The organism is Shewanella pealeana ATCC 700345 (genome assembly GCF_000018285.1).
Classification (GTDB): Bacteria; Pseudomonadota; Gammaproteobacteria; order Enterobacterales; family Shewanellaceae; genus Shewanella; species Shewanella pealeana.
In genome coordinates this window covers 416642-442334 of the sequence record NC_009901.1, presented here as the reverse complement: position 1 = coordinate 442334, position 25693 = coordinate 416642, and the positions used below count along the sequence as shown (strand labels likewise).

7 protein-coding genes and 4 tRNA genes are annotated in these 25693 nt (G+C 45.9%); 7 read left to right on the top strand and 4 right to left on the bottom strand.

Annotated elements, in window-relative coordinates; all coding sequences use genetic code 11:
* Positions 1-108 precede the first annotated feature (108 nt).
* The 7 genes from SPEA_RS23010 (at position 109) to SPEA_RS01960 (ending at position 24804) form a co-directional block, all read left to right on the top strand.
* Positions 109-16437 (top strand): Ig-like domain-containing protein, encoded by a 16329-nt coding sequence (locus SPEA_RS23010; protein WP_041410778.1) that lies wholly within the window; start codon positions 109-111, stop codon positions 16435-16437.
* A gap of 153 nt (positions 16438-16590) precedes the next feature.
* Positions 16591-18708 (top strand): type I secretion system permease/ATPase, encoded by a 2118-nt coding sequence (locus SPEA_RS01985; RefSeq protein WP_086024343.1) that lies wholly within the window; start codon positions 16591-16593, stop codon positions 18706-18708.
* On the top strand, positions 18705-20087 hold the full coding sequence (locus SPEA_RS01980; protein ID WP_012153635.1) for an HlyD family type I secretion periplasmic adaptor subunit: 1383 nt from the start codon (positions 18705-18707) through the stop codon (positions 20085-20087). The genes SPEA_RS01985 and SPEA_RS01980 overlap by 4 nt, the downstream gene beginning before the upstream one ends.
* 34 nt (positions 20088-20121) lie before the next feature.
* Positions 20122-21549 carry a TolC family outer membrane protein gene (locus tag SPEA_RS01975; RefSeq protein ID WP_012153634.1) on the top strand — a complete coding sequence of 476 codons (1428 nt, stop codon included), beginning with the start codon at positions 20122-20124 and terminating at the stop codon, positions 21547-21549.
* A complete protein-coding gene (locus SPEA_RS01970) occupies positions 21546-22151 on the top strand; it encodes an OmpA family protein (RefSeq protein ID WP_012153633.1) in 606 nt (201 codons plus the stop codon). The genes SPEA_RS01975 and SPEA_RS01970 overlap by 4 nt, the downstream gene beginning before the upstream one ends.
* A gap of 18 nt (positions 22152-22169) precedes the next feature.
* On the top strand, positions 22170-22877 hold the full coding sequence (locus SPEA_RS01965) for a transglutaminase-like cysteine peptidase (protein ID WP_012153632.1): 708 nt from the start codon (positions 22170-22172) through the stop codon (positions 22875-22877).
* Between the two features lie 7 nt (positions 22878-22884).
* Positions 22885-24804, top strand: a complete 1920-nt coding sequence (locus SPEA_RS01960; protein ID WP_012153631.1) for a bifunctional diguanylate cyclase/phosphodiesterase — start codon at positions 22885-22887, stop codon at positions 24802-24804.
* A 320-nt stretch (positions 24805-25124) separates the two neighbouring features.
* Here the strand turns inward: SPEA_RS01960 and SPEA_RS01955 are convergent.
* From SPEA_RS01955 to SPEA_RS01940, 4 genes are all read right to left on the bottom strand, one after another.
* A tRNA-Pro gene (locus tag SPEA_RS01955) sits at positions 25125-25201 on the bottom strand.
* 58 nt (positions 25202-25259) lie between these two features.
* Positions 25260-25336, bottom strand: a tRNA-Pro gene (locus SPEA_RS01950).
* 41 nt (positions 25337-25377) lie between these two features.
* Positions 25378-25453 (bottom strand) — tRNA-His (locus SPEA_RS01945).
* Positions 25454-25492: 39 nt separating this feature from the next.
* Positions 25493-25569, bottom strand: a tRNA-Arg gene (locus tag SPEA_RS01940).
* Positions 25570-25693: the final 124 nt, after the last annotated feature.

Genomic DNA, 25693 nt, shown 5'->3' with positions numbered 1-25693 from the left:
AAAGTGTCAATAAATTGACCAGAACTTACCATTTCGATAACATTACGCAATATTGGGTAACTTTAATTTCGCATTTGCAACGGTTTGTCTTTTGCAGGGAGCATGGCAATGAAATCGATCATCACAACACAAGCTGGACATATTCAAAACCTAAATGGCATGGTGACCGCTAATATTAACGGCAGTCTTAAGCAGCTTAGTGAAGGTGAATCAATTCCTGCAGGAACCAATATATCGATAGCGGAAGATAGCTATGTCGAAATCTTATTGGATGATGGCAGCTCTCTCTCATCAGCCCCTTCAACGAATACACCAGACTCGAATAGTGAGCCTCTATCAGCTGAAGATGAGGCCCTAAGTGAAATCGAAGAAATCCAAGCGTTAATAGCCTCTGGAGAAGACCCTACCGACGGCCCAGATACAGCAGCTGGTAACCAAGCAGGCAATGAAGGTGGCTCAAGCCACGTTTCAATTGCTCGTGGAGGTGCGGAAACCGTAGCCAATGCTGGCCACGATACATCTGGACAGACTACATCACCGTTAGTTGCCAACCTATCGCTAAATAACCCTGAATCAAATACAGATATAGACAGCTCTATTCAAACGGCCCAGCTCACCGATAACTTTGTCAATGGCGTAGCCTACACGACATCATCAGGCCTCACTGGACTGACTGGAGATTCAGGCTCAGATGGCTCATTTAGCTACCGTGAAGGCGATACTATTACCTTCACCATAGGTAATGTCACCATAGCGAACTTTAGTGCCGATGCGATTCAAGGCTCCATCTTATTTTTACAAGATATAGCAGGCACCTCACTCGCCGATAGCAACCTCAATTACGTAGAAAATATGGCTATTTTTCTACAGGCGCTGGATAACGACCTTAGTGATGGTACAGATGACGGCATATTACAAACCAATAGCTTAGTTAATCTTGATGCTAGCTATGGTTCAAACATCAATATCTCAACTGCAATCCATGAAGCACTAAGCAATTACATCGATCCAACGACTGGCGAGCCGCTCAATATTGCCACCGCTGGTAAAGAGATGTTATCTCAAGCGCTGGCACAACTTGGCATTGAGTTTACTCGTGATTCAGAACGTTCTCCCGATGAGCAAAACGTTTTCGAAAGCTTAGCCATGGGTCACGTAGCCGATACCATTGAAGAGCTAGCTGGTGACCGAGCCCCTGACGCAGCGGACGAACGAACCGTTGACGTGCTTGAAGTACCTGGCGGCCTAGTCACGTATAACTATAACGAATTAGATGGAAGTATTACTTTTTCAGCAGAAGACTTACTTGAGGGCGCAACCGCTCACCAGGTTATTACCGAAAACCTAATCGTAAAAAATGTGCGCTTGAGTGCCGACTTTGAAGAGATCGGAACCTTAGTGGATTTAGGAGACGGTAACTACAGCATTATCTTGAATGACGGTGTAGACCAATATGATCTCGAAGGCCTAACGCTCGATTATCGCGTTGAAGATTGGACCGCATTTAGAGAAGTGACCTCATCGACTCAAGATCAGTTCAAGTCGCATTTATCTGCTGATATTCCTGATGTTTCTGAAGCTGATGGCTTTAACCAATTCACACTAAACAGTGAACTCGTATTTGAACAAGACTCCCTATTAGAAATCACTTTCACCAGTGAACTTCTTAGCGAGCAATTAGGAGTTCCGATTGCCGAATATGCCGATGATTATACGGTTCCAATTCAGTACTCAAATGATGGTGGCTTAACTTGGCAGGCAATGACGGTCACCTCTATCGACTATAGCGGTAGCATTCCTCGCCCAGTGTTTGGCTTTGAATTATCGGCAGGCGATAACAGCGTGATGATCCGCGTCCCTATTTTTGATGACGCTCAAATTGAACCAACCGAGTACTTTAGAGCGACAGTCACTGGTGAGAACGTATATGACGAGCTATTAGAGTTCGCGATTTTTGATAATGACGCCGCAGGCAGCGATCTGCCACTGATTAACATAGACTACGCTATCGCAGTCGAAGGCATGGAAAACGCGGTATTTACCCTAAGCTTGAGCGAGCCAAGTGACGAAACTATTACCGTAAATTATTCTAGTGAAGAGCTATCGGCATTCTTTGGTGAAGACTTTATCGAAGTCTCAGGCACTGTTACCTTCCTTCCAGGACAAACCACAGCATTCATTACCGTGCCAATTGTCGATGATCTTATTGTAGAGAGCCCAAACCCTGAGTTTGCTCTTATCAATTTGTCAGATCCAACCAATGCACAACTAGCTGACTCACAAGGTACATTACGTATTTTCGATAACGATAGTCCAGCAAATGCGGATGTCAGTATCGATCTAGACCCTATTACCGGTGACAACGTCATTACGACTGATGAGGGCGAGCAAAACGTCACCATTACAGGTACAGTTAACGCCGATGCCGCAATAACCATAGGCATTGTAGTCATCAGCATAAACGGCACTGACTACCAAACTCTGATGAACGAAGATGGTAGTTTCTCTATTACTGTGGAAGGCTCTGAACTATTACTAGACGCTGACACTGTGGTTGAAGCTGTTGTTCATGGCTTTGGTCATAATGGCGAGCGTGGCGAGGCATCAACGACTGAAGACTACGATCTGATGAGTATCGTCCAAGATGACACTCAGACGATTGATGAAGATTCTGTAGCAAGTGGCAACGTTCTAGATAATGACTCAGATCTAGATGATGAGCTAACAGTCAGCTCTTTTGAGGTCGAAGATCAACAATACCCTGCGGGAAGCATAGTTAAAGTCGAAGGTGGCGAACTGGTTATCAACACTGATGGTAGCTATACATTCACGCCAAATGATAACTGGAATGGCGAAGTCCCGGTTATCACCTACACAACTAATACGGGTGAAAGTGCAACGTTAACGCTGGAAGTAACGCCAGCCATTGACGGATCACCGCAAGTAACGATAGTTACAGATGCAAATAATGATGCATTTATCAACTTTGATGAACTTGGTGAAGCATCAACTATAGATATCACTATCGGCTTAACCACAACAGGCGCTATTGCCGGAGACACACTAACTGTTAATGGTGTCGATATTACTCTCACCCAAGATAATATTGATGCAAATTCGGTAGATCTGACTCTTCCTTCCCCAGGGGAAGGGAATGAAATCGTTGTCACAGCCACAGTTACAGATCAAGCCGGGAACACCTCCGCCCCCGGTTCAGACTCTGCAGTTATTGACACTCTTGCAGAAGCGAGTATCGACCTCGATCAAATAGTCATCGGCTCAGATAACGTTATAAATAGTGATGAAGCCAGTGGTACAGTCACCCTAAGTGGGACTGTAGGTGGTAATGCCCAAGTTGGTGACACAATAACTCTCACCTTAGATGGCAATACCATCATTACCACGACAGTCATTGATCTAGGCGATGGCGAACTTGGATTTAATACTGCTGTCGATGCGAGTATTTTAGTAAATGGTGAAACAACGACGATTACAGCCACTGTTAACGCCACTGATGCAGCAGGAAATAGCAGCACTGCAAGTGACAGTGAAAGCTACAGTGTTGATACTTCAACTATAACTGCACCTATAGTTACTATTCTGAACGATATTAATAATGATGAACTTCTTTCTAGAGCTGAACTCACACAAACAGACTGGCATGATCGTGGCGAAATTAAGATATCGATAGAAATTGATGGCGGAAAATTTGAAGTTGGCGGTATTGTTGCTATTACAATTGAGAACGGGGATAGCACTGAAAGCATTGAACTACAGTTAGTTAACGGTGAATTGCAATTCCTCGACGGCAGCCCAGCAATTGGTTTTGAATATGAGAATGGTACTATTTCTTTTTCAGAATACAGACCAAATCATGACGAATCTATCACAGTTACAGCTACTCAAGCTGACGCTGTAGGTAACACATCCAGCGAACATAGTGATACAGCAACAGTTGATATCACCCTACCTACAGTAAATATTGATCTATCAGCCATTATTATCGGCGACGACAATATCATTAATAGTGAAGAAGCCGCTGACTCTGTAACCCTAAGTGGAACAGTAGACGGTGATGTCCAAATTGGAGACACTGTCACATTAAGCTTAGATGGAACCGTTCTTACTACAGCTTTAGTCATTGATCTAGGCGACGGAGTCCTTGGATTCGCCACGAGTATAGATGCCAGCCTATTAACAGTAGCTGATAGCACAAATATCACGGCCTCTATCACAGTAACGGATAGCGCAGGTAACAGTAACACAGCTACGGACAGTGAAAGCTATAGTGTCGATTTTTCAGTGGTTGATGCACCAATAGTTACCATTGAAAGTGATGTAAACAACGATGAGTTACTTTCTAAAGCTGAACTCTGGGGACATGATGGAGTAGAGGTTTCAATAACCATTGATGGCGATGAGTTCGAATCTGGTGGCCTAGTTACCATTAGTATCGCAAATGGTGACAGTATAGAAACCATTGAACTTAAGCTTGTGAATGGTGAATTGCAATTCACCGACGGTAGCCCTGCCCATGATTACATCTACGATAATGGCGTTATCTATCTGTTAGAAACCAAGCCCGCTGATGGTGAGACAATAACAGTTACCGCCAGCCAAACAGATGCGGCAGGCAATGCCTCTAACCAAGACAGTGATACTGCAACAGTTGATACGACAGCCCCGGTCAACTTGACCATTACCCTTGATGAGAACATCACCCCAGATGACATCATCAACGCACAAGAGTCTGGTGAGCAAATCGCCATTGCGGGTGTGGTTACTGGTGAATTTAATGATGGCGACATTGTTACCCTTACTATCAACAATGTTGAGTATAAGGGCTCTGTTAATGCACAAGGTCAATTCAGTATCTTGGTTGAAGGCAGCGACTTAGCCGCTGACGCAGATCAAACTATCGATGCCAGCGTCACCAGCACCGACTTAGCAGGTAACAGCGCCACCGCAACCGATACTGAAGATTATGACGTAGATACCACCGCCCCGGTCAACTTGGCCATTACCCTTGATGAGAACATCACCCCAGATGACATCATCAACGCACAAGAGTCAGGTGAGCAAATCGCCATTGCGGGTGTGGTTACTGGTGAATTTAATGATGGCGACATTGTTACCCTTACTATCAACAATGTTGAGTATAAGGGCTCTGTTAATGCACAAGGTCAATTCAGTATCTTGGTTGAAGGCAGCGACTTAGCCGCTGACGCAGATCAAACTATCGATGCCAGCGTCACCAGCACCGACTTAGCAGGTAACAGCGCCACCGCAACCGATACTGAAGATTATGACGTAGATACCACCGCCCCAGTCAACTTGACCATTACCCTTGATGAGAACATCACCCCAGATGACATCATCAATGCACAAGAGTCAGGTGAGCAAATCGCCATTGCGGGTGTGGTTACTGGTGAATTTAATGATGGCGACATTGTTACCCTTACTATCAACAATGTTGAGTATAAGGGCTCTGTTAATGCACAAGGTCAATTCAGTATCTTGGTTGAAGGCAGCGACTTAGCCGCTGACGCAGATCAAACTATCGATGCCAGCGTCACCAGCACCGACTTAGCAGGTAACAGCGCCACCGCAACCGATACTGAAGATTATGACGTAGATACCACTGCCCCGGTCAACTTGGCCATTACCCTTGATGAGAACATCACCCCAGATGACATCATCAACGCACAAGAGTCAGGTGAGCAAATCGCCATTGCGGGTGTGGTTACTGGTGAATTTAATGATGGCGACATTGTTACCCTTACTATCAACAATGTTGAGTATAAGGGCTCTGTTAATGCACAAGGTCAATTCAGTATCTTGGTTGAAGGCAGCGACTTAGCCGCTGACGCAGATCAAACTATCGATGCCAGCGTCACCAGCACCGACTTAGCAGGTAACAGCGCCACCGCAACCGATACTGAAGATTATGACGTAGATACCACCGCCCCAGTCAACTTGACCATTACCCTTGATGAGAACATCACCCCAGATGACATCATCAATGCACAAGAGTCAGGTGAGCAAATCGCCATTGCGGGTGTGGTTACTGGTGAATTTAATGATGGCGACATTGTTACCCTTACTATCAACAATGTTGAGTATAAGGGCTCTGTTAATGCACAAGGTCAATTCAGTATCTTGGTTGAAGGCAGCGACTTAGCCGCTGACGCAGATCAAACTATCGATGCCAGCGTCACCAGCACCGACTTAGCAGGTAACAGCGCCACCGCAACCGATACTGAAGATTATGACGTAGATACCACTGCCCCGGTCAACTTGGCCATTACCCTTGATGAGAACATCACCCCAGATGACATCATCAACGCACAAGAGTCAGGTGAGCAAATCGCCATTGCGGGTGTGGTTACTGGTGAATTTAATGATGGCGACATTGTTACCCTTACTATCAACAATGTTGAGTATAAGGGCTCTGTTAATGCACAAGGTCAATTCAGTATCTTGGTTGAAGGCAGCGACTTAGCCGCTGACGCAGATCAAACTATCGATGCCAGCGTCACCAGCACCGACTTAGCAGGTAACAGCGCCACCGCTACCGATACTGAAGATTATGACGTAGATACCACCGCCCCAGTCAACTTGACCATTACCCTTGATGAGAACATCACCCCAGATGACATCATCAACGCACAAGAGTCAGGTGAGCAAATCGCCATTGCGGGTGTGGTTACTGGTGAATTTAATGATGGCGACATTGTTACCCTTACTATTAACAATGTTGAGTATAAGGGCTCTGTTAATGCACAAGGTCAATTCAGTATCTTGGTTGAAGGCAGCGACTTAGCCGCTGACGCAGATCAAACTATCGATGCCAGCGTCACCAGCACCGACTTAGCAGGTAACAGCGCCACCGCTACCGATACTGAAGATTATGACGTAGATACCACCGCCCCAGTCAACTTGACCATTACCCTTGATGAGAACATCACCCCAGATGACATCATCAACGCACAAGAGTCAGGTGAGCAAATCGCCATTGCGGGTGTGGTTACTGGTGAATTTAATGATGGCGACATTGTTACCCTTACTATCAACAATGTTGAGTATAAGGGCTCTGTTAATGCACAAGGTCAATTCAGTATCTTGGTTGAAGGCAGCGACTTAGCCGCTGACGCAGATCAAACTATCGATGCCAGCGTCACCAGCACCGACTTAGCAGGTAACAGCGCCACCGCAACCGATACTGAAGATTATGACGTAGATACCACCGCCCCAGTCAACTTGACCATTACCCTTGATGAGAACATCACCCCAGATGACATCATCAATGCACAAGAGTCAGGTGAGCAAATCGCCATTGCGGGTGTGGTTACTGGTGAATTTAATGATGGCGACATTGTTACCCTTACTATCAACAATGTTGAGTATAAGGGCTCTGTTAATGCACAAGGTCAATTCAGTATCTTGGTTGAAGGCAGCGACTTAGCCGCTGACGCAGATCAAACTATCGATGCCAGCGTCACCAGCACCGACTTAGCAGGTAACAGCGCCACCGCAACCGATACTGAAGATTATGACGTAGATACCACCGCCCCAGTCAACTTGACCATTACCCTTGATGAGAACATCACCCCAGATGACATCATCAACGCACAAGAGTCAGGTGAGCAAATCGCCATTGCGGGTGTGGTTACTGGTGAATTTAATGATGGCGACATTGTTACCCTTACTATCAACAATGTTGAGTATAAGGGCTCTGTTAATGCACAAGGTCAATTCAGTATCTTGGTTGAAGGCAGCGACTTAGCCGCTGACGCAGATCAAACTATCGATGCCAGCGTCACCAGCACCGACTTAGCAGGTAACAGCGCCACCGCAACCGATACTGAAGATTATGACGTAGATACCACCGCCCCGGTCAACTTGGCCATTACCCTTGATGAGAACATCACCCCAGATGACATCATCAACGCACAAGAGTCAGGTGAGCAAATCGCCATTGCGGGTGTGGTTACTGGTGAATTTAATGATGGCGACATTGTTACCCTTACTATCAACAATGTTGAGTATAAGGGCTCTGTTAATGCACAAGGTCAATTCAGTATCTTGGTTGAAGGCAGCGACTTAGCCGCTGACGCAGATCAAACTATCGATGCCAGCGTCACCAGCACCGACTTAGCAGGTAACAGCGCCACCGCTACCGATACTGAAGATTATGACGTAGATACCACCGCCCCAGTCAACTTGACCATTACCCTTGATGAGAACATCACCCCAGATGACATCATCAACGCACAAGAGTCAGGTGAGCAAATCGCCATTGCGGGTGTGGTTACTGGTGAATTTAATGATGGCGACATTGTTACCCTTACTATTAACAATGTTGAGTATAAGGGCTCTGTTAATGCACAAGGTCAATTCAGTATCTTGGTTGAAGGCAGCGACTTAGCCGCTGACGCAGATCAAACTATCGATGCCAGCGTCACCAGCACCGACTTAGCAGGTAACAGCGCCACCGCTACCGATACTGAAGATTATGACGTAGATACCACCGCCCCAGTCAACTTGACCATTACCCTTGATGAGAACATCACCCCAGATGACATCATCAACGCACAAGAGTCAGGTGAGCAAATCGCCATTGCGGGTGTGGTTACTGGTGAATTTAATGATGGCGACATTGTTACCCTTACTATTAACAATGTTGAGTATAAGGGCTCTGTTAATGCACAAGGTCAATTCAGTATCTTGGTTGAAGGCAGCGACTTAGCCGCTGACGCAGATCAAACTATCGATGCCAGCGTCACCAGCACCGACTTAGCAGGTAACAGCGCCACCGCTACCGATACTGAAGATTATGACGTAGATACCACCGCCCCAGTCAACTTGACCATTACCCTTGATGAGAACATCACCCCAGATGACATCATCAACGCACAAGAGTCAGGTGAGCAAATCGCCATTGCGGGTGTGGTTACTGGTGAATTTAATGATGGCGACATTGTTACCCTTACTATCAACAATGTTGAGTATAAGGGCTCTGTTAATGCACAAGGTCAATTCAGTATCTTGGTTGAAGGCAGCGACTTAGCCGCTGACGCAGATCAAACTATCGATGCCAGCGTCACCAGCACCGACTTAGCAGGTAACAGCGCCACCGCAACCGATACTGAAGATTATGACGTAGATACCACCGCCCCGGTCAACTTGGCCATTACCCTTGATGAGAACATCACCCCAGATGACATCATCAACGCACAAGAGTCAGGTGAGCAAATCGCCATTGCGGGTGTGGTTACTGGTGAATTTAATGATGGCGACATTGTTACCCTTACTATCAACAATGTTGAGTATAAGGGCTCTGTTAATGCACAAGGTCAATTCAGTATCTTGGTTGAAGGCAGCGACTTAGCCGCTGACGCAGATCAAACTATCGATGCCAGCGTCACCAGCACCGACTTAGCAGGTAACAGCGCCACCGCAACCGATACTGAAGATTATGACGTAGATACCACCGCCCCAGTCAACTTGACCATTACCCTTGATGAGAACATCACCCCAGATGACATCATCAACGCACAAGAGTCAGGTGAGCAAATCGCCATTGCGGGTGTGGTTACTGGTGAATTTAATGATGGCGACATTGTTACCCTTACTATCAACAATGTTGAGTATAAGGGCTCTGTTAATGCACAAGGTCAATTCAGTATCTTGGTTGAAGGCAGCGACTTAGCCGCTGACGCAGATCAAACTATCGATGCCAGCGTCACCAGCACCGACTTAGCAGGTAACAGCGCCACCGCAACCGATACTGAAGATTATGACGTAGATACCACCGCCCCGGTCAACTTGGCCATTACCCTTGATGAGAACATCACCCCAGATGACATCATCAACGCACAAGAGTCAGGTGAGCAAATCGCCATTGCGGGTGTGGTTACTGGTGAATTTAATGATGGCGACATTGTTACCCTTACTATCAACAATGTTGAGTATAAGGGCTCTGTTAATGCACAAGGTCAATTCAGTATCTTGGTTGAAGGCAGCGACTTAGCCGCTGACGCAGATCAAACTATCGATGCCAGCGTCACCAGCACCGACTTAGCAGGTAACAGCGCCACCGCAACCGATACTGAAGATTATGACGTAGATACCACCGCCCCGGTCAACTTGACCATTACCCTTGATGAGAACATCACCCCAGATGACATCATCAATGCACAAGAGTCTGGTGAGCAAATCGCCATTGCGGGTGTGGTTACTGGTGAATTTAATGATGGCGACATTGTTACCCTTACTATCAACAATGTTGAGTATAAGGGCTCTGTTAATGCACAAGGTCAATTCAGTATCTTGGTTGAAGGCAGCGACTTAGCCGCTGACGCAGATCAAACTATCGATGCCAGCGTCACCAGCACCGACTTAGCAGGTAACAGCGCCACCGCAACCGATACTGAAGATTATGACGTAGATACCACCGCCCCAGTCAACTTGACCATTACCCTTGATGAGAACATCACCCCAGATGACATCATCAATGCACAAGAGTCAGGTGAGCAAATCGCCATTGCGGGTGTGGTTACTGGTGAATTTAATGATGGCGACATTGTTACCCTTACTATCAACAATGTTGAGTATAAGGGCTCTGTTAATGCACAAGGTCAATTCAGTATCTTGGTTGAAGGCAGCGACTTAGCCGCTGACGCAGATCAAACTATCGATGCCAGCGTCACCAGCACCGACTTAGCAGGTAACAGCGCCACCGCAACCGATACTGAAGATTATGACGTAGATACCACTGCCCCGGTCAACTTGACCATTACCCTTGATGAGAACATCACCCCAGATGACATCATCAACGCACAAGAGTCAGGTGAGCAAATCGCCATTGCGGGTGTGGTTACTGGTGAATTTAATGATGGCGACATTGTTACCCTTACTATCAACAATGTTGAGTATAAGGGCTCTGTTAATGCACAAGGTCAATTCAGTATCTTGGTTGAAGGCAGCGACTTAGCCGCTGACGCAGATCAAACTATCGATGCCAGCGTCACCAGCACCGACTTAGCAGGTAACAGCGCCACCGCAACCGATACTGAAGATTATGACGTAGATACCACCGCCCCGGTCAACTTGGCCATTACCCTTGATGAGAACATCACCCCAGATGACATCATCAACGCACAAGAGTCAGGTGAGCAAATCGCCATTGCGGGTGTGGTTACTGGTGAATTTAATGATGGCGACATTGTTACCCTTACTATCAACAATGTTGAGTATAAGGGCTCTGTTAATGCACAAGGTCAATTCAGTATCTTGGTTGAAGGCAGCGACTTAGCCGCTGACGCAGATCAAACTATCGATGCCAGCGTCACCAGCACCGACTTAGCAGGTAACAGCGCCACCGCAACCGATACTGAAGATTATGACGTAGATACCACCGCCCCGGTCAACTTGGCCATTACCCTTGATGAGAACATCACCCCAGATGACATCATCAACGCACAAGAGTCAGGTGAGCAAATCGCCATTGCGGGTGTGGTTACTGGTGAATTTAATGATGGCGACATTGTTACCCTTACTATCAACAATGTTGAGTATAAGGGCTCTGTTAATGCACAAGGTCAATTCAGTATCTTGGTTGAAGGCAGCGACTTAGCCGCTGACGCAGATCAAACTATCGATGCCAGCGTCACCAGCACCGACTTAGCAGGTAACAGCGCCACCGCAACCGATACTGAAGATTATGACGTAGATACCACCGCCCCGGTCAACTTGACCATTACCCTTGATGAGAACATCACCCCAGATGACATCATCAATGCACAAGAGTCTGGTGAGCAAATCGCCATTGCGGGTGTGGTTACTGGTGAATTTAATGATGGCGACATTGTTACCCTTACTATCAACAATGTTGAGTATAAGGGCTCTGTTAATGCACAAGGTCAATTCAGTATCTTGGTTGAAGGCAGCGACTTAGCCGCTGACGCAGATCAAACTATCGATGCCAGCGTCACCAGCACCGACTTAGCAGGTAACAGCGCCACCGCGACCGATACTGAAGATTATGACGTAGATACCGCTGCACCTAACGCCCCGACCGTTAAAATTATTGACGATAATAATCCGGATAATGAGGTGCTATCTGAGTCAGAGATTGGTGATAACGATGTGCAAGTTCAAGTACAGATAGATAAAACAGACTTTTCATCTAATGGAACTGTGCAGCTAACCATTAGTAATGGAATGTCCGTTACTACGCTAACCCTAAGTTTGGCGCTAAATGGAATTGATATTATTGCCATAGACACTAATGGTGTTGCTGTAGATGGCTTCAGTTACGATCCGCTTAACGGTACTATTAGTTGGACTGAAACAGCACCAACTGATGGCGAGGTTATTAAGGTAGCAGCCACTCAAACAGACGAAGCTGGAAATCAATCTGAGTCAAGTCAAGATCTTGCGATTGTTAGACATGATACAGAAACAGCTTTAGGGCAAGTAACTGAAGGCACTATTGGTAACGTGTTAACCTTACCAGACGGCATAAGTTTTGAAGGGACCACTGCTCTCGGTGGTTCTGTTTCTCTTGTTAATGGTAGCTATGTTTATACCGCTCCAGTTAGAGACCATGGTGACAATGAATCGGATCAAGATAGCTTTAGCATCACTAATGCTGACGGTACTCTTTCAACATTCACGATAGATATTAACGATACATCTCCAGTTGCGAACGATGATTCCAGCACCTTTGAAATTGGCCTTAATGTCGTGACTCATGGGACTGTTGACCTACTTGATAATGACATCATTGTAGACGAAACCTCTAACGACCCTGCCACTGTTTATCAAATACAGGGAGCAGACGGTTCTTGGGTTGACTTCGTCAATGGCAGTGCGACTGTTGACGGTTTATATGGCAAGTTAACCGTAAACTCTGACGGTAGTTATAGTTATGAGTCGACTTTAGATACATCAGCCCAAGCGTCTGAAGGTGCCGATGCTATCTTAGAGGTCTTTGATCTTTATGGCTTTACCGATAACCGCTTATTTAATGGTGATAATTTAAATCTAGGAGCACTCGACTCTACAGCTCAAGGCCTTATTAACATTCGTGCCAGTGGCGGGCAAGCCAAGCCAGGAATTGGCGTGTCAGGAAATGGTAAAGATGATATTGGTGGTAGTGAATCTTTGCTTGTATCGTTAGAAACAAGTTCAACCTCTATGCAGTTTGGAGTCAATGAATTAAATGCAAATCAAGGCGACTTAGCATGGTCTGTATATGATGAAAACGGTAACCTTGTTGCTAGTGGAGTCTTCTCCTCCGACTCAAATAGTGGTGCCCTTCAAACACTAAACATTTCTACAGACACTGCATTCCAATACGTAGTGCTTAGTTATACCGATAATAATAATGGTTTCGTCGTTGACTCTATTAGTTATACCCCGGCAATAGGTGCTGTCGATGAAAGCTTTAATTATAAGGTTATCGATAATGACGGCAGTGTGTCTGACCCGGCAACACTCGATCTTAATGGCACTCCTGATACTACAACCACTGCAATTAATGACTTTAAAGTAACAGAAGAAGGTATAGCGACGTTTGGCAATGTTCTCAGCAATGATTCTTATATTGACTCTTCACTTACAGTAGCCAGCTTTAAAATTGCAGGCCAATCTGGACAGCATAGTGCAGGTAAGAACGTTATAAATATCAAAGGTGGTAAGCTGACCCTAGATAGTGACGGTGAGTATACTTTCACACCGAATAAGCACTGGAACGGTGAAGTCCCTGTTATCACTTACACCACTAATACCGGAGCAGAAGCAACACTGACTATCAACGTCACTCCCGTTGATTCAGCCCCAGAATTCCGCTCTGGCACTGATGTGAAAGGAGATGCAGCTAATACAGATGCCTATGACTTTGGCTTTAAACCTGAAGATTCAAATAATGGCACGCTTGTTGGCACTGTCATTGCCGACGATCCTGATAAAAACGATAACCTAACCTATAGCTTTAAGGGGGGGTCACTTACCAATGGTGTATTCACTATCGATGCCAATTCTGGTGACATAACCCTAAATCAAGACATCGACGATGCAGATTTAGGTTCATTCTCTCTAGATGTGATTGTGACGGACTCTACGGGATTAACCGATACAGCAACTGTGGCTATAGAGCTAACTAACGTAAATGAACCTCCAATTGCGACCGATGATTACTTTGGTGCTGGATTAAACAGCCATTATTACAGCTACAACGACAGTACTGATGGAGGAAACCTATCCTCTGTTTCACAAGTGAGAAACTTCATTAATAACAATGAAGCCGATGCAACATTCTTCGCAACGACATTAAACTACGCCAAAGGTGGTGGCAACCTAGGAACAGGCACAAGCCTACAAAGCTTCCTAGGTGATGATGCTGCAAGTTTAAGTAATGATCCTGGAAACAGCTCTGACGCCATCTTGCATATGCAAGGTTCGGTACAATTAGATGCTGGAACCTATGGCTTAAGAGTCACTGCCGATGATGGTTATTCAGTACTCATCGATGGTGTCGTCGTCGCTGAAGTATCTCGAAACCAATCATCCAGTACTCGTGTCCCAGGTGATGACGGCCACATCTATTTTGATATCACTGACCCCGGCGCTCACTCAATTGAAGTCATTTACTGGGATCAAGGCGGAGCTTATGAGCTTAATATTGAGCTCGGGGTGTTCGATCAAGACAATCAACAAATTGGCGATTACACACCGCTTGGAGATCAGATTATAGCTAACGGTGTAGTGGTACTTGAAGATACTCCATTCACCTTCACTGCCGACACGATTCTTGCAAACGATACTGATCCTGATGGTGATTTACTCTCAATCATCAGCGTTGGTAACGCCCAAAATGGCACTGTAGAGCTAGATGTAGACGGTAACGTGGTATTCACCCCTGATACTGGCTATAGCGGTTCAGCTAGCTACGAATATACGGTACAAGATGAAGATGGTTTAACCGATACCGCGACAGTCTATTTCGATGTCATACCGACCCGAGACTATGGTTTTGTGGGCGGAACAGATGGCGATAACACCCTTCAAGGCACTGACGACCATGATGTCATTGTCAGCGACACCACAGGCATTCAGATCGTTCAAGGTGAGAACTATAATTTCGCCTTTATCCTCGACTCATCAGGCAGCATGGGGAGTAACACAGTTAATACGGCAAAGAGTCAATTAATTGAAGTCTTTAAGTCACTACAAGCTGCTACCTCCGGCATACACTCGGGGACGGTTAATATTGCAGTCATCGACTTTAGTACATCGGCGATCACAAGTATCTCTGTCAACATTCAAGATCTGGATATTGAAGCCCTAATAGAGGGCGATAATGATGCCTGGAACGACATCAAAAGTGGCGGGCAAACCGATTATATTGATGCATTTGATGCAGCAGTAGACTGGTTTAATAGCAGCTTAGTGGCTAATAATGCTGGCAATAACCTCACGTATTTCATCACCGACGGTAAACACAATGAAGAGGGAAATCCTAAAGCCGCATTTGATCTGTTAGCCGGTATCTCTGACGTCGAAGCTGTGGGTATTAAAACCAGCATCGATGTGGATGACATCCTCCCTTATGACACAGATGGTGTCGTTAAGGCAAAAGTTAGCGTAGGCAATTTAGCCAGCGTCATCCTAGGCTCAGAGCAACAGCTTATTCAAGGTGATGACGCGGTTAATGCTGGCGAAGGTAACGATATCATCTTTGGCGACTTGGTTTCATTTGATGGTATCGATGGCCAAGGCTATAGCGCGCTACAAGCCTTCGTTGCACAAGAAACCAGCCAACAAGCAACTGACGTTACGGTACAAGATATACATGATTTCATATCTAATAATACGCACCTATTTGGCGCAAATAATGCCGAAGACGGCGCCGATACGTTAGAGGGCGGTGAAGGTAACGATATCCTGTTTGGCCAAGGTGGTAACGATACCCTAATTGGTGGCTTAGATAACGACACCATGATTGGTGGTCTAGGGGAAGACACCTTCAAGTGGACTGTCGACTCAGTGGACGGCACTGACACCACAGACCATATTACCGACTTTAACTTGGCAGAAGATAAGCTAGATTTAAGCGATATTTTGCAAGGGGATACAGTTCATGAGCTAGCTCAACATCTGAGTTTTACCGATGAAAATGGCTCAACAAGTATTAATATTGATACAGACGGTAATGGCAGTTTTGACCAACATATTGTACTCGATGGTGTCGATCTAATCGGTCAATTCGGTAGCAATGAAGCCGACATTATATCCGGCTTATTGGGTACTAACGGAGAGGGACCACTTATTGTCAGTACATCATCAGGAGCTCCTGTGACTCAGGCAGTGAATACCCCTGAACCATTGGATGACCAATTAAATCTGAATGGGTTTGCTATGCTGCCATAACTAAAAGAGACTACATAATGACCTGTGGCAAAACAGGTCACTATGATCGATACTAAATAAATAATAATAAAATCTTAAGGATAAGTCCCAAAAGTGTCTGCTTCAGATTCTAAGAATGCTGAGCAGTGGACGATTTCAGCCTCTCAACGGGTGATGGTCGATCCTCTGCTAGACAGTTTAGTGTTACTCACCGAGCATTTCGGTAGCCCATGTTCCAGCGACTCGCTGGCGGCAGGCTTGCCTATGCAGGGACATGTATTAACTCCGGAGCTTCTACCTCAAGCAGCTAGTCGTGCTGGACTGGCGGCTAAGTTGTCACGCAAGGGATTAAACGAAATATCCCCGATTCTGCTCCCCTGTATTTTACTTTTAAAGGATAAAAAAGCCTGCATTCTGCGCGAGCTCGACATAGAAAAAGATCGCGCGGTAATCCAGCTACCAGAAACTGGCGGCGAAGAAACCCTTTCGATAGAAGAGCTCGAAGCGCTCTACGTGGGCTACCTGTTCTTAGTTAAACAGGAATACCGAGGTGATATGGGCTTAGATGTTCATCTTCACGAAAGCAAAGCCCACTGGTTACTGCAAACCATTAAAGATTCGGCTCCCATCTACCGCGACGCCCTAATAGCTTCTGTGCTGGTGAACTTGTTTGCCTTGGTTTCTCCACTCTTTATCATGAACGTATACGATAAAGTCGTACCAAATCTAGCATTTGACTCTCTATGGGTGCTAGCAATTGGTGCTGGCATTGCGTACATTTTCGACTTAATAATGCGCCAGCTTCGAAGCTACCTTATCGATGTGGCAGGCAAGAAGGTCGACATCATTGTCTCATCTCGACTTTTCGCTAAGGCCATCGGCATTCCACTAGAAAAACGTTCTCCTAGCGTAGGTGGCATGGCGAAGCAACTCGGTGAATTCGACAGCATTCGCGATATCCTCACCTCCGCGACAATAACAACTTTAGTTGATCTGCCGTTTGCACTCTTCTTCTTAACGATTATCTATCTTGTCGCTGGCGATCTCGCGCTTATACCTTTCTTAGGTAGCATTATTATTATCGGCTACACCCTAATCATGCAGCCAAAACTTAAGGCTGCAATTGACGAGAGTAATAAATTCTCAGGCCTTAAACACGGCCACTTGATTGAGTCATTAGCCTCTATTGAATCAATAAAATCCAGTGGTGCTGAAGGCGTTGTCCAGAAAAGCTGGCAGCAGATGATTGGTCATACAGCTAACTGGCAACTGAAGTGCAAAAAAATAACCACGTCAGTGACCAATGTGGCGACGTTTGTGGTGCAAACCTCTGTGATTTTTGTGGTGATTTTAGGTGTCTATCGCGTATCAGAAAATGAAATATCCATGGGCGGCATCATTGCGGCGGTTATTCTTTCTAGCCGCGCGATTTCCCCCATGGCGCAACTTGCAGGCCTAATGACACGTGGCAACCAAACTGCCAGTGCCCTGCGTCAGCTTGATGAGCTCATGACTCAAGAAGATGAGTTTGAAAACAAGGGCCATCTCGTTAGCCGTCAACGCTTATTAGGCCAGATCACCGCCCATCATATTGGCTTTAACTATCCAGGATCCGAGCGCCCCGTACTGCACCCTCTGTCACTAAACATCGCTCCCGGTGAGCGAGTAGCCATAATCGGTCGCAATGGCTCAGGTAAGAGCACCCTAGCAAAACTTTTGGTTGGCCTATTTCAGCCCACCAAAGGAAGTTTAACCTACGATGGTATCGACTCGGCTCAGATCCACCCAAGTGATTTAAGGCGAAACTTCGGTTATCTGCCGCAAGATATCACCCTGTTTCACGGTACGGTACGCGACAATATTTTGTTTGGTACTCGCCAAGTTACCGAGCATCAACTGATCCGTGCGGTGCAACTATCCGGTGTGAACTTATTTACCAATTTAGAAACCGAAGGGTTAGATCAGCAGGTTGGCGAAGGTGGCCGCGAGCTTTCCCGCGGCCAACGACAAACCATTGCCCTTGCCCGTGCAACCTTGAATGATCCACCTGTATTGTTAATGGATGAGCCGACAGCGAGTCTCGATGCGCGCGCAGAAAAGCAATTTATCCATGCTATGCACAATGTTAGTAAAGACCGAACCCTGCTGCTCATCACCCATAAGATGCACTTACTCAATCTTGTCGATCGTATCATCGTCCTCGATCGTGGTCATATTGTTGCCGATGGCCCGAAAGCTGAAGTACTCAAGAAGCTGAATGATGGTTTATTAGCGGGAGCAGCTAAGAAATGAGTAAACACTTAACCACGCATGAATTAGAGATGGTCGATGACGTCTACGGCGCAATGATGACCGATGCCCCAACCAGCCATAGACTCATTATCTGGGCACTTGCCGCCTTAGCAGTGACATTTTTAGTTTGGGCGTATTTTGCTGAGCTTGACCAAGTAACCACTGGAATGGGCAAGGTCATCCCCTCATCACAAGTGCAAGTTATTCAAAGTTTAGATGGCGGTATTTTACAAGAGATGTACGTCCAAGAAGGCTTGATTGTGACTAAAGGCCAACCTCTAGTTCGCATCGATGCAACTCGTTTTCAGTCTGACTTTGCTCAACAAGAGCAAGAGGTCAACAGCCTAGTCGCCAATGTCGTTCGCTTACAAGCTGAGCTCAATAGCATTACCATCTCAGGGATCACTAACGACTGGCGCGAGCAAGTCAAGATATCTCCTCAGCCATTAATATTTCCTGCAGCTCTCGAAGAGGGCGACCCTAAACTCACGAATCGCCAACGTGAAGAATATACCGGTCGATTAGATAACTTAAGTAATCAACTCGAGATCCAGGCAAGACAGATCCAGCAGCGTAACCAAGAGATCCAAGAGCTCGCTTCCAAAATTAGAACGCTAACGACGAGCTTCCAACTAGTATCTCGAGAGCTTGAATTGACTCGTCCACTGGCAGAAAAAGGCATTGTTCCCGAAGTTGAGCTACTCAAATTGCAACGAGTGGTAAACGATATTCAAGGAGAGCTGGCCTCACTTCGCCTACTCAGGCCAAAGGTGAAGTCCACCATGGATGAGGCCATTCTAAAACGCCGAGAGTCGGTATTGATTTATGCCGCAGACAGCCGCGCTCAACTTAACGAAATGCAGACTAAATTATCACGCATGAACGAAGCTCAAGTCGGAGCTCAAGATAAGGTCAGTAAGGCTGAAATAGTATCCCCTGTGAACGGCACGGTAAAAACTATCCATATCAATACTCTTGGTGGCGTAGTTCAACCTGGTGTCGACATAATTGAAATCGTACCGTCAGAAGACAAGCTATTAATTGAGACGAAGATTATCCCTAAAGATATCGCCTTCTTGCACCCAGGATTACCCGCCGTAGTAAAAGTCACAGCCTATGACTTTACTCGCTATGGTGGCTTGAATGGCGTGGTTGAGCACATTAGTGCCGATACAACTCAAGACGAAGAAGGCAACAGCTTCTACATAGTAAAGGTGAGAACCGAGTTTTCTAGTCTAACAAAAGACGATGGAACTCAAATGCCTATCATCCCGGGGATGCTTACCTCGGTGGATGTGATTACTGGGCAAAGGTCCGTTTTAGAGTACATACTTAATCCGATATTGCGGGCTAAAGATACGGCGCTTAGAGAGCGCTAAACCCGATATAAAAAACAACCAGGAGGGGTTATACATGGATAGCAGCACAGTACGGCAGCTAAAGCGCAGTGCATTAGCACTTGCCGTTAGCGCGCTGATGATACCAGCTACAGTTTCTAGCCAAACGCTAGAGCAAGCTGTAGCACACACACTGGATACAAATCCCGAAATCCGGATTGCATTTAACCGCTTTAAGGCTCGTGAAGAGCAGGTAAATCAAGCGGTAGCGGGCTATATGCCAACGGTTGATATCAGTGCTGGCTATGGTTGGGAGCAGACTAACAGCCCATCGACTCGTCGACGTGCTCCTAATGGTGTTGGCCAAGGCGACGTTGATGATGATGGCGTGATAGAACTAGAACGTGGTGAGGCGGGTTTTAGTATCAAACAGATGCTTTTCGATGGTTTCCACACTAGCAGCGAAGTCGACAGATACAGCTTCGAAGCCAGCGCCGAACAGTGGGCATTATTTGCCGCCGCCGAAGATATGGCGCTAGATGTTGCAAAAGTTTACATCAATTATATTCGCAGTGAACAGGTTCTCACCTTGGCAGAGAAGAATCTTCAAAGTCATAAAGATATCTACGAGCAAATTAAGCAGCGTACCGACTCAGGCCTAGGCTCTACTGCCGATCTTTCGCAAATTACCGGTCGTTTAGCGCGTGCTAACGCCAATGTAATCTCCGCACGCAATAACTTCTACGATGCCAAATCTCAATTTGTTCGCATCGTTGAGCAACAACCAGAAGACATGATAGTGCCAGTGCCTGACGCAGACATGCTTCCAGCCGATCTCAGCAGTAGCGTCATGATGGCCCAAGATAACCATCCGATTCTTAAATCAGCCGCGAGCGACATCTACGCCGCCGAGAATGAGAAAGACTCGGCGCAATCCAATTATTATCCAAAGGTTACCTTAGAGCTAGATGGTAACTGGAATAATAACCTCGATGGTGAAGATGGTTATTCCGCTTTGGCGAGTAATAATGTTGGTGGCCATAATAATGATCTAGTTGCTATGGTGCGCTTAAAGTACAACCTATTTGCCGGTGGTCGCGATCTGGCTCGTGAAAAAGAAGCCGCCTATAAAGTTGGCGAAGCTAAAGAGATCCGTCAACGTGCCCACAGACAGGTTGTTGAAGGCGTCAACTTAGCTTGGAACGCCTACGAGCTTCTCACTCCGCAAAAAATGTACATTCGCGACCATGTTGTTGCAGCTAAAGATACCCAAGTTGCCTATAGCCAGCAGTTCAATTTAGGTCAGCGTACCCTACTGGATCTACTCGATACTGAAAATGAGCTTTTTGAAGCCAGAAAAGATTATTTAGAGTCTGAGTATGATGAAATTATCGCTCAATACCGCGTATTAAATGCCACCGGGCAACTGCTCGATTCACTGCGCGTGACTAGACCCGATGTCTGGAATGGAGAGAGAGATTACGAAGGAGGAGTCCCACAATGAAAATCATACTAGTTCTATTAAGTCTCGCGATTTTAGGTGGCTGCTCAATGCGTGATATTGCCACCATGGATGAGCCAACGGTACAGGTTAACGATCTAAGCGATATCGATCATGATGGTGTGATTGTAGCAAGAGAGCGCTGTAACGAAACTGCGCTTGGAGCAACTATCGATAACTATGGTTGCGGTAAAATCAAGCCAATTAATGAGCGTCAGGAGCTCAAGATCCTGTTTGCTAATGACTCTTACTATATCGATCCTCAGTATTATCCGCAGGTAGAAGTGATCGCAAGCTTTATGCAGAAGTTCCCTAATACCCAAGCGGTTATTGAGGGCCACTGTAGTAAAACGGGATCACACCAACATAACCAAGTCCTGTCTCAAAATCGTGCCAATGCAGTCAGCTCTCTACTTGCTGAACGTTTTGGTATTGATTCAGGTAGACTCAGTGCAGTAGGTTATAGCTTCGATCGTCCTATCGATCCGACTCATACCGCATCAGCACATAAGATAAACCGTCGAGTCATCGCTGAACTCACTGGCGACGACACCACTGCGGATATGAAGTGGCACATCTACACGGTAGACGAAGAAGTTAAATAGAAATCGTTCTGGAGCACCATGGTTGGCAGGCTTTATCAATTAAAAAAATTACGAAAAGTCTGCCAATTAAAATTGACGGTATTGGCTCTGTCTGTCTCTAGTCTTTATGCTGGACCTGTTCAAGAGTTAGATGCTGAGCATATTACCCAAACGATTGAATCGCAATATGGCGAGCGTGCAGGCAAAAGAATTAGAGCCTGGTTTAAGATTTTAGATGAAGCTAAAGGCTTACAAGATAACGATAAAATATTGATGGTGAATAACTTTTTCAACCTCTTCCATTTTGTCGATGATATAAAGCTTTGGGGAAATAAGAATTATTGGGCAACGCCCATGGAGTTTATTGGGGTCAGTGGTGGTGACTGTGAGGATTTCTCAATCGCCAAATACTTTACCCTACTTCAGCTCGGTGTGTCTGAAGATAAATTACGCATAACCATGGTTAAAGCTACCAGCGTAAATCAATATCACATGGTACTCGCCTACTATGAGACACCCTCTTCTATCCCTCTTGTTTTAGATAACCTTGATAAGCAAATTAAGCCTGCAACACAGAGAAAAGATCTGTTGCCTGTCTACAGCTTTAATGGTCGACAGTTATGGCTAAACAAAGAAAAAGGACGAGGTGTTCTAGCGGGTTCTTCATCAAAACTTGCTAAATGGAATGACCTGCAACATCGCTTGGGTGTTGAGCGCCTTAACCAACCCAAGATAAAACTGGAGTAGTTAGAAGATGACACTGTTTCGACAGATATACACACTACTGTTTGTACTGTTCTTGTTGGTTGTTGCGAGTTTAGGTTATGTACAATTTACCGAAACTCAAAGCTTCCTAACTAAACAAATGGAATCCGATCTCAACAATACCAGCCACTCACTCGGTATTATGTTGGTCCCCGATTTAGAAGCGGGTGATATTGTAGGTGCAGAAACCCTGATCAATGTGATTTTTGAGGGTGGCTACTACCAGCAAGTCAAACTCACCTGGTTAGTTGATGGCAAACAACAGGTGTGGGAAAACCCGATGAAAATCGAAGGGGTTCCCCAGTGGTTTATCGACTTAGGGCTATTCAAAACTATTAAACGCGAGAGCACCATCACCTCAGGCTGGATCCAACTCGCTCGCCTTGAGATCACCGCTCACCCAGGTTTCGGCTATCACGAACTCTGGCGTACCATGACCAATGCCATCATAGTCTTTTCAATCCTATTTCTGATTGCCATTATTTTTGCCCGAGTCGGTTTAACTTGGATTTTAAAACCACTGCACGATATTGCAGAACATGCCACAGAGATCGCCAATCGCAAATTTGGTCCCGACATGACAGTGCCCAAGACCATTGAGTTAAAATCTGTGGTACAGGCTTTCAACAGCATGTCCGATCAACTCAAGCAGATCTTTAATTCACTCGATGAAGAAGTTGGCGAGCTGAGAAAGAAAAACCTTGTCGACCAAGTCTCTGGCCTACCAAACCGCCAATACATGATGGGACGGTTAAACAGTTGGCTAAGTGAGCCCAAGAGTGGCGCACTCATGATGGCAAAATTTGACTGGCTAGAAGAAGTACACAGCAAGTATGGCTACCAAGTCCGCGATGAAACCATCAAGTTGCTATCGGATAAAATGAAGCAGCATTTAGATGGTGTAACCACCTCTGTTATTGCCCGTATTGCCGCATATGAATTTGCTTTCTTGATCACCAGTTCTGAGCATGAGCAGACCAGTAAATACCTGCAAACCCTGATCCGTACCATTAATCAAGAGATCTCCAAGGCAGGCTGTAAGCCAAACGAACACTTTGCGATTGGTATTGCCGAGCGTATCGGTCAGATGACAGTCACTGATATTTTGGCACAAGCCGATAATGCCCTGCAGAAGTCTCTGCAAGAGAATAAAGTTTTCCATTGGTTTGAGACCAGTGAGAAGCAGCTATTCACTCGAGAGCAGTGGCGCGAGCATCTAAGCCATGCAATTACCGACGGTCAATTCAAGTTTAAGTGGCAACCCATTTTGCTCAATCAAACTGAGTCTGTTTTACAGCGAGAGCTATATTGCCAGTTGGAGATCGACGGCAAGATGGTGCATGCGGGTCAGTTCATGCCCTATGTCGAACTGCTCTCTTTAGGAAGCCTGCTAGATAAATGCCTAATTAAGACTATTCATAATAAGAAACTATTAGATAGAAACTTCGAACCTGTCGCCATTAACTTAACTTTCCAGAGTATTGGCGATATCGAGTTCCATCAATGGCTCGATAAGTTCCTACGTTCTTCAACACTACGAGAGCGGATCTGTTTTGATATTCCCGAAGCCGCTGTTTACAGTAACCCTGAAGCCTGTCAGGCCATATGTGCCATCATTCGTGATAACGGTGCCCACTTCGGTATTGACCACTTTGGCCGCCAATTTGGCTCAATGGCCTACTTGCAGAACATACGCCCGAGCTATGTGAAGCTTGATCAATCCTTCGCTTACTACGATGAAGATGCTCACAGCAGCGAGCTATGCCGAGCGTTGATTAATGTCGCCAAAGGTTTAGATATCGAGATCATAGCTACTGGCATAGAGGAAGAAGCACAGCTAAAACGTTTCATACCATTAAAGACCAATGCGTATATGGGCTTTATCTCCCCGCCTACCGCAATTGAATAATGTCGATAGTTAAGACGAATTAGTTAAAGCTGAAACAAACAAAGGCCTCTCAGAGGCCTTTTTTATTTTTAGGATAGGAAAAGCAAAGAAGGCCCTAGGCGCTAGAAAAAGCAGGTCCTAGGAAGTGCAAAGAGGAGAAAAGCGGGGAAAGCTAAGATGGAAAGCGAAGAAACGACAAAGGTAGCGTTATTTTGCTTCTGCTCTTCCTAGCAGGGCTTTAGCCCGCCCTCACAGCGAAGCGCCCTAGGATCTAGTACCTTTCTTGGCCTTTTAAAAAACAAAAAAGCCTCTCGATTTCTCGAGAGGCTTTTTTGTAAAAATGGTCGGTGATAGAGGATTCGAACCTCTGACCCTCTGGTCCCAAACCAGATGCGCTACCGGGCTGCGCTAATCACCGAAAATCTTTTATCTTACTTAACTTGCTAAATACCGAGTAAACTCACTATTTATATATATGGTCGGTGATAGAGGATTCGAACCTCTGACCCTCTGGTCCCAAACCAGATGCGCTACCGGGCTGCGCTAATCACCGAGTCTTAGATGTTTAAAGAGAATCAAACTCTGTGAGGAAAATGGGGTGACTGATGGGGTTCGAACCCACGACAACCGGAATCACAATCCGGGACTCTACCAACTGAGCTACAATCACCACTGATATTTCCTACTAACAAAGACGCCGTTTCCATTCTGGTGCACCCAGAAGGATTCGAACCCTCGGCCTCACCCTCCGGAGGGGTGCGCTCTATCCAGCTGAGCTATGGGTGCCTTGCCTTGTTAGCGGGGCATATAGTAGGTTCAAAACGCCCTGCCGTCTACACTTGTTTTGCTTTTTTTATCCATTTCCCGCTCGTTTGCTCAAGAATTGAGTAATTTGTACGGTTTTCTACCA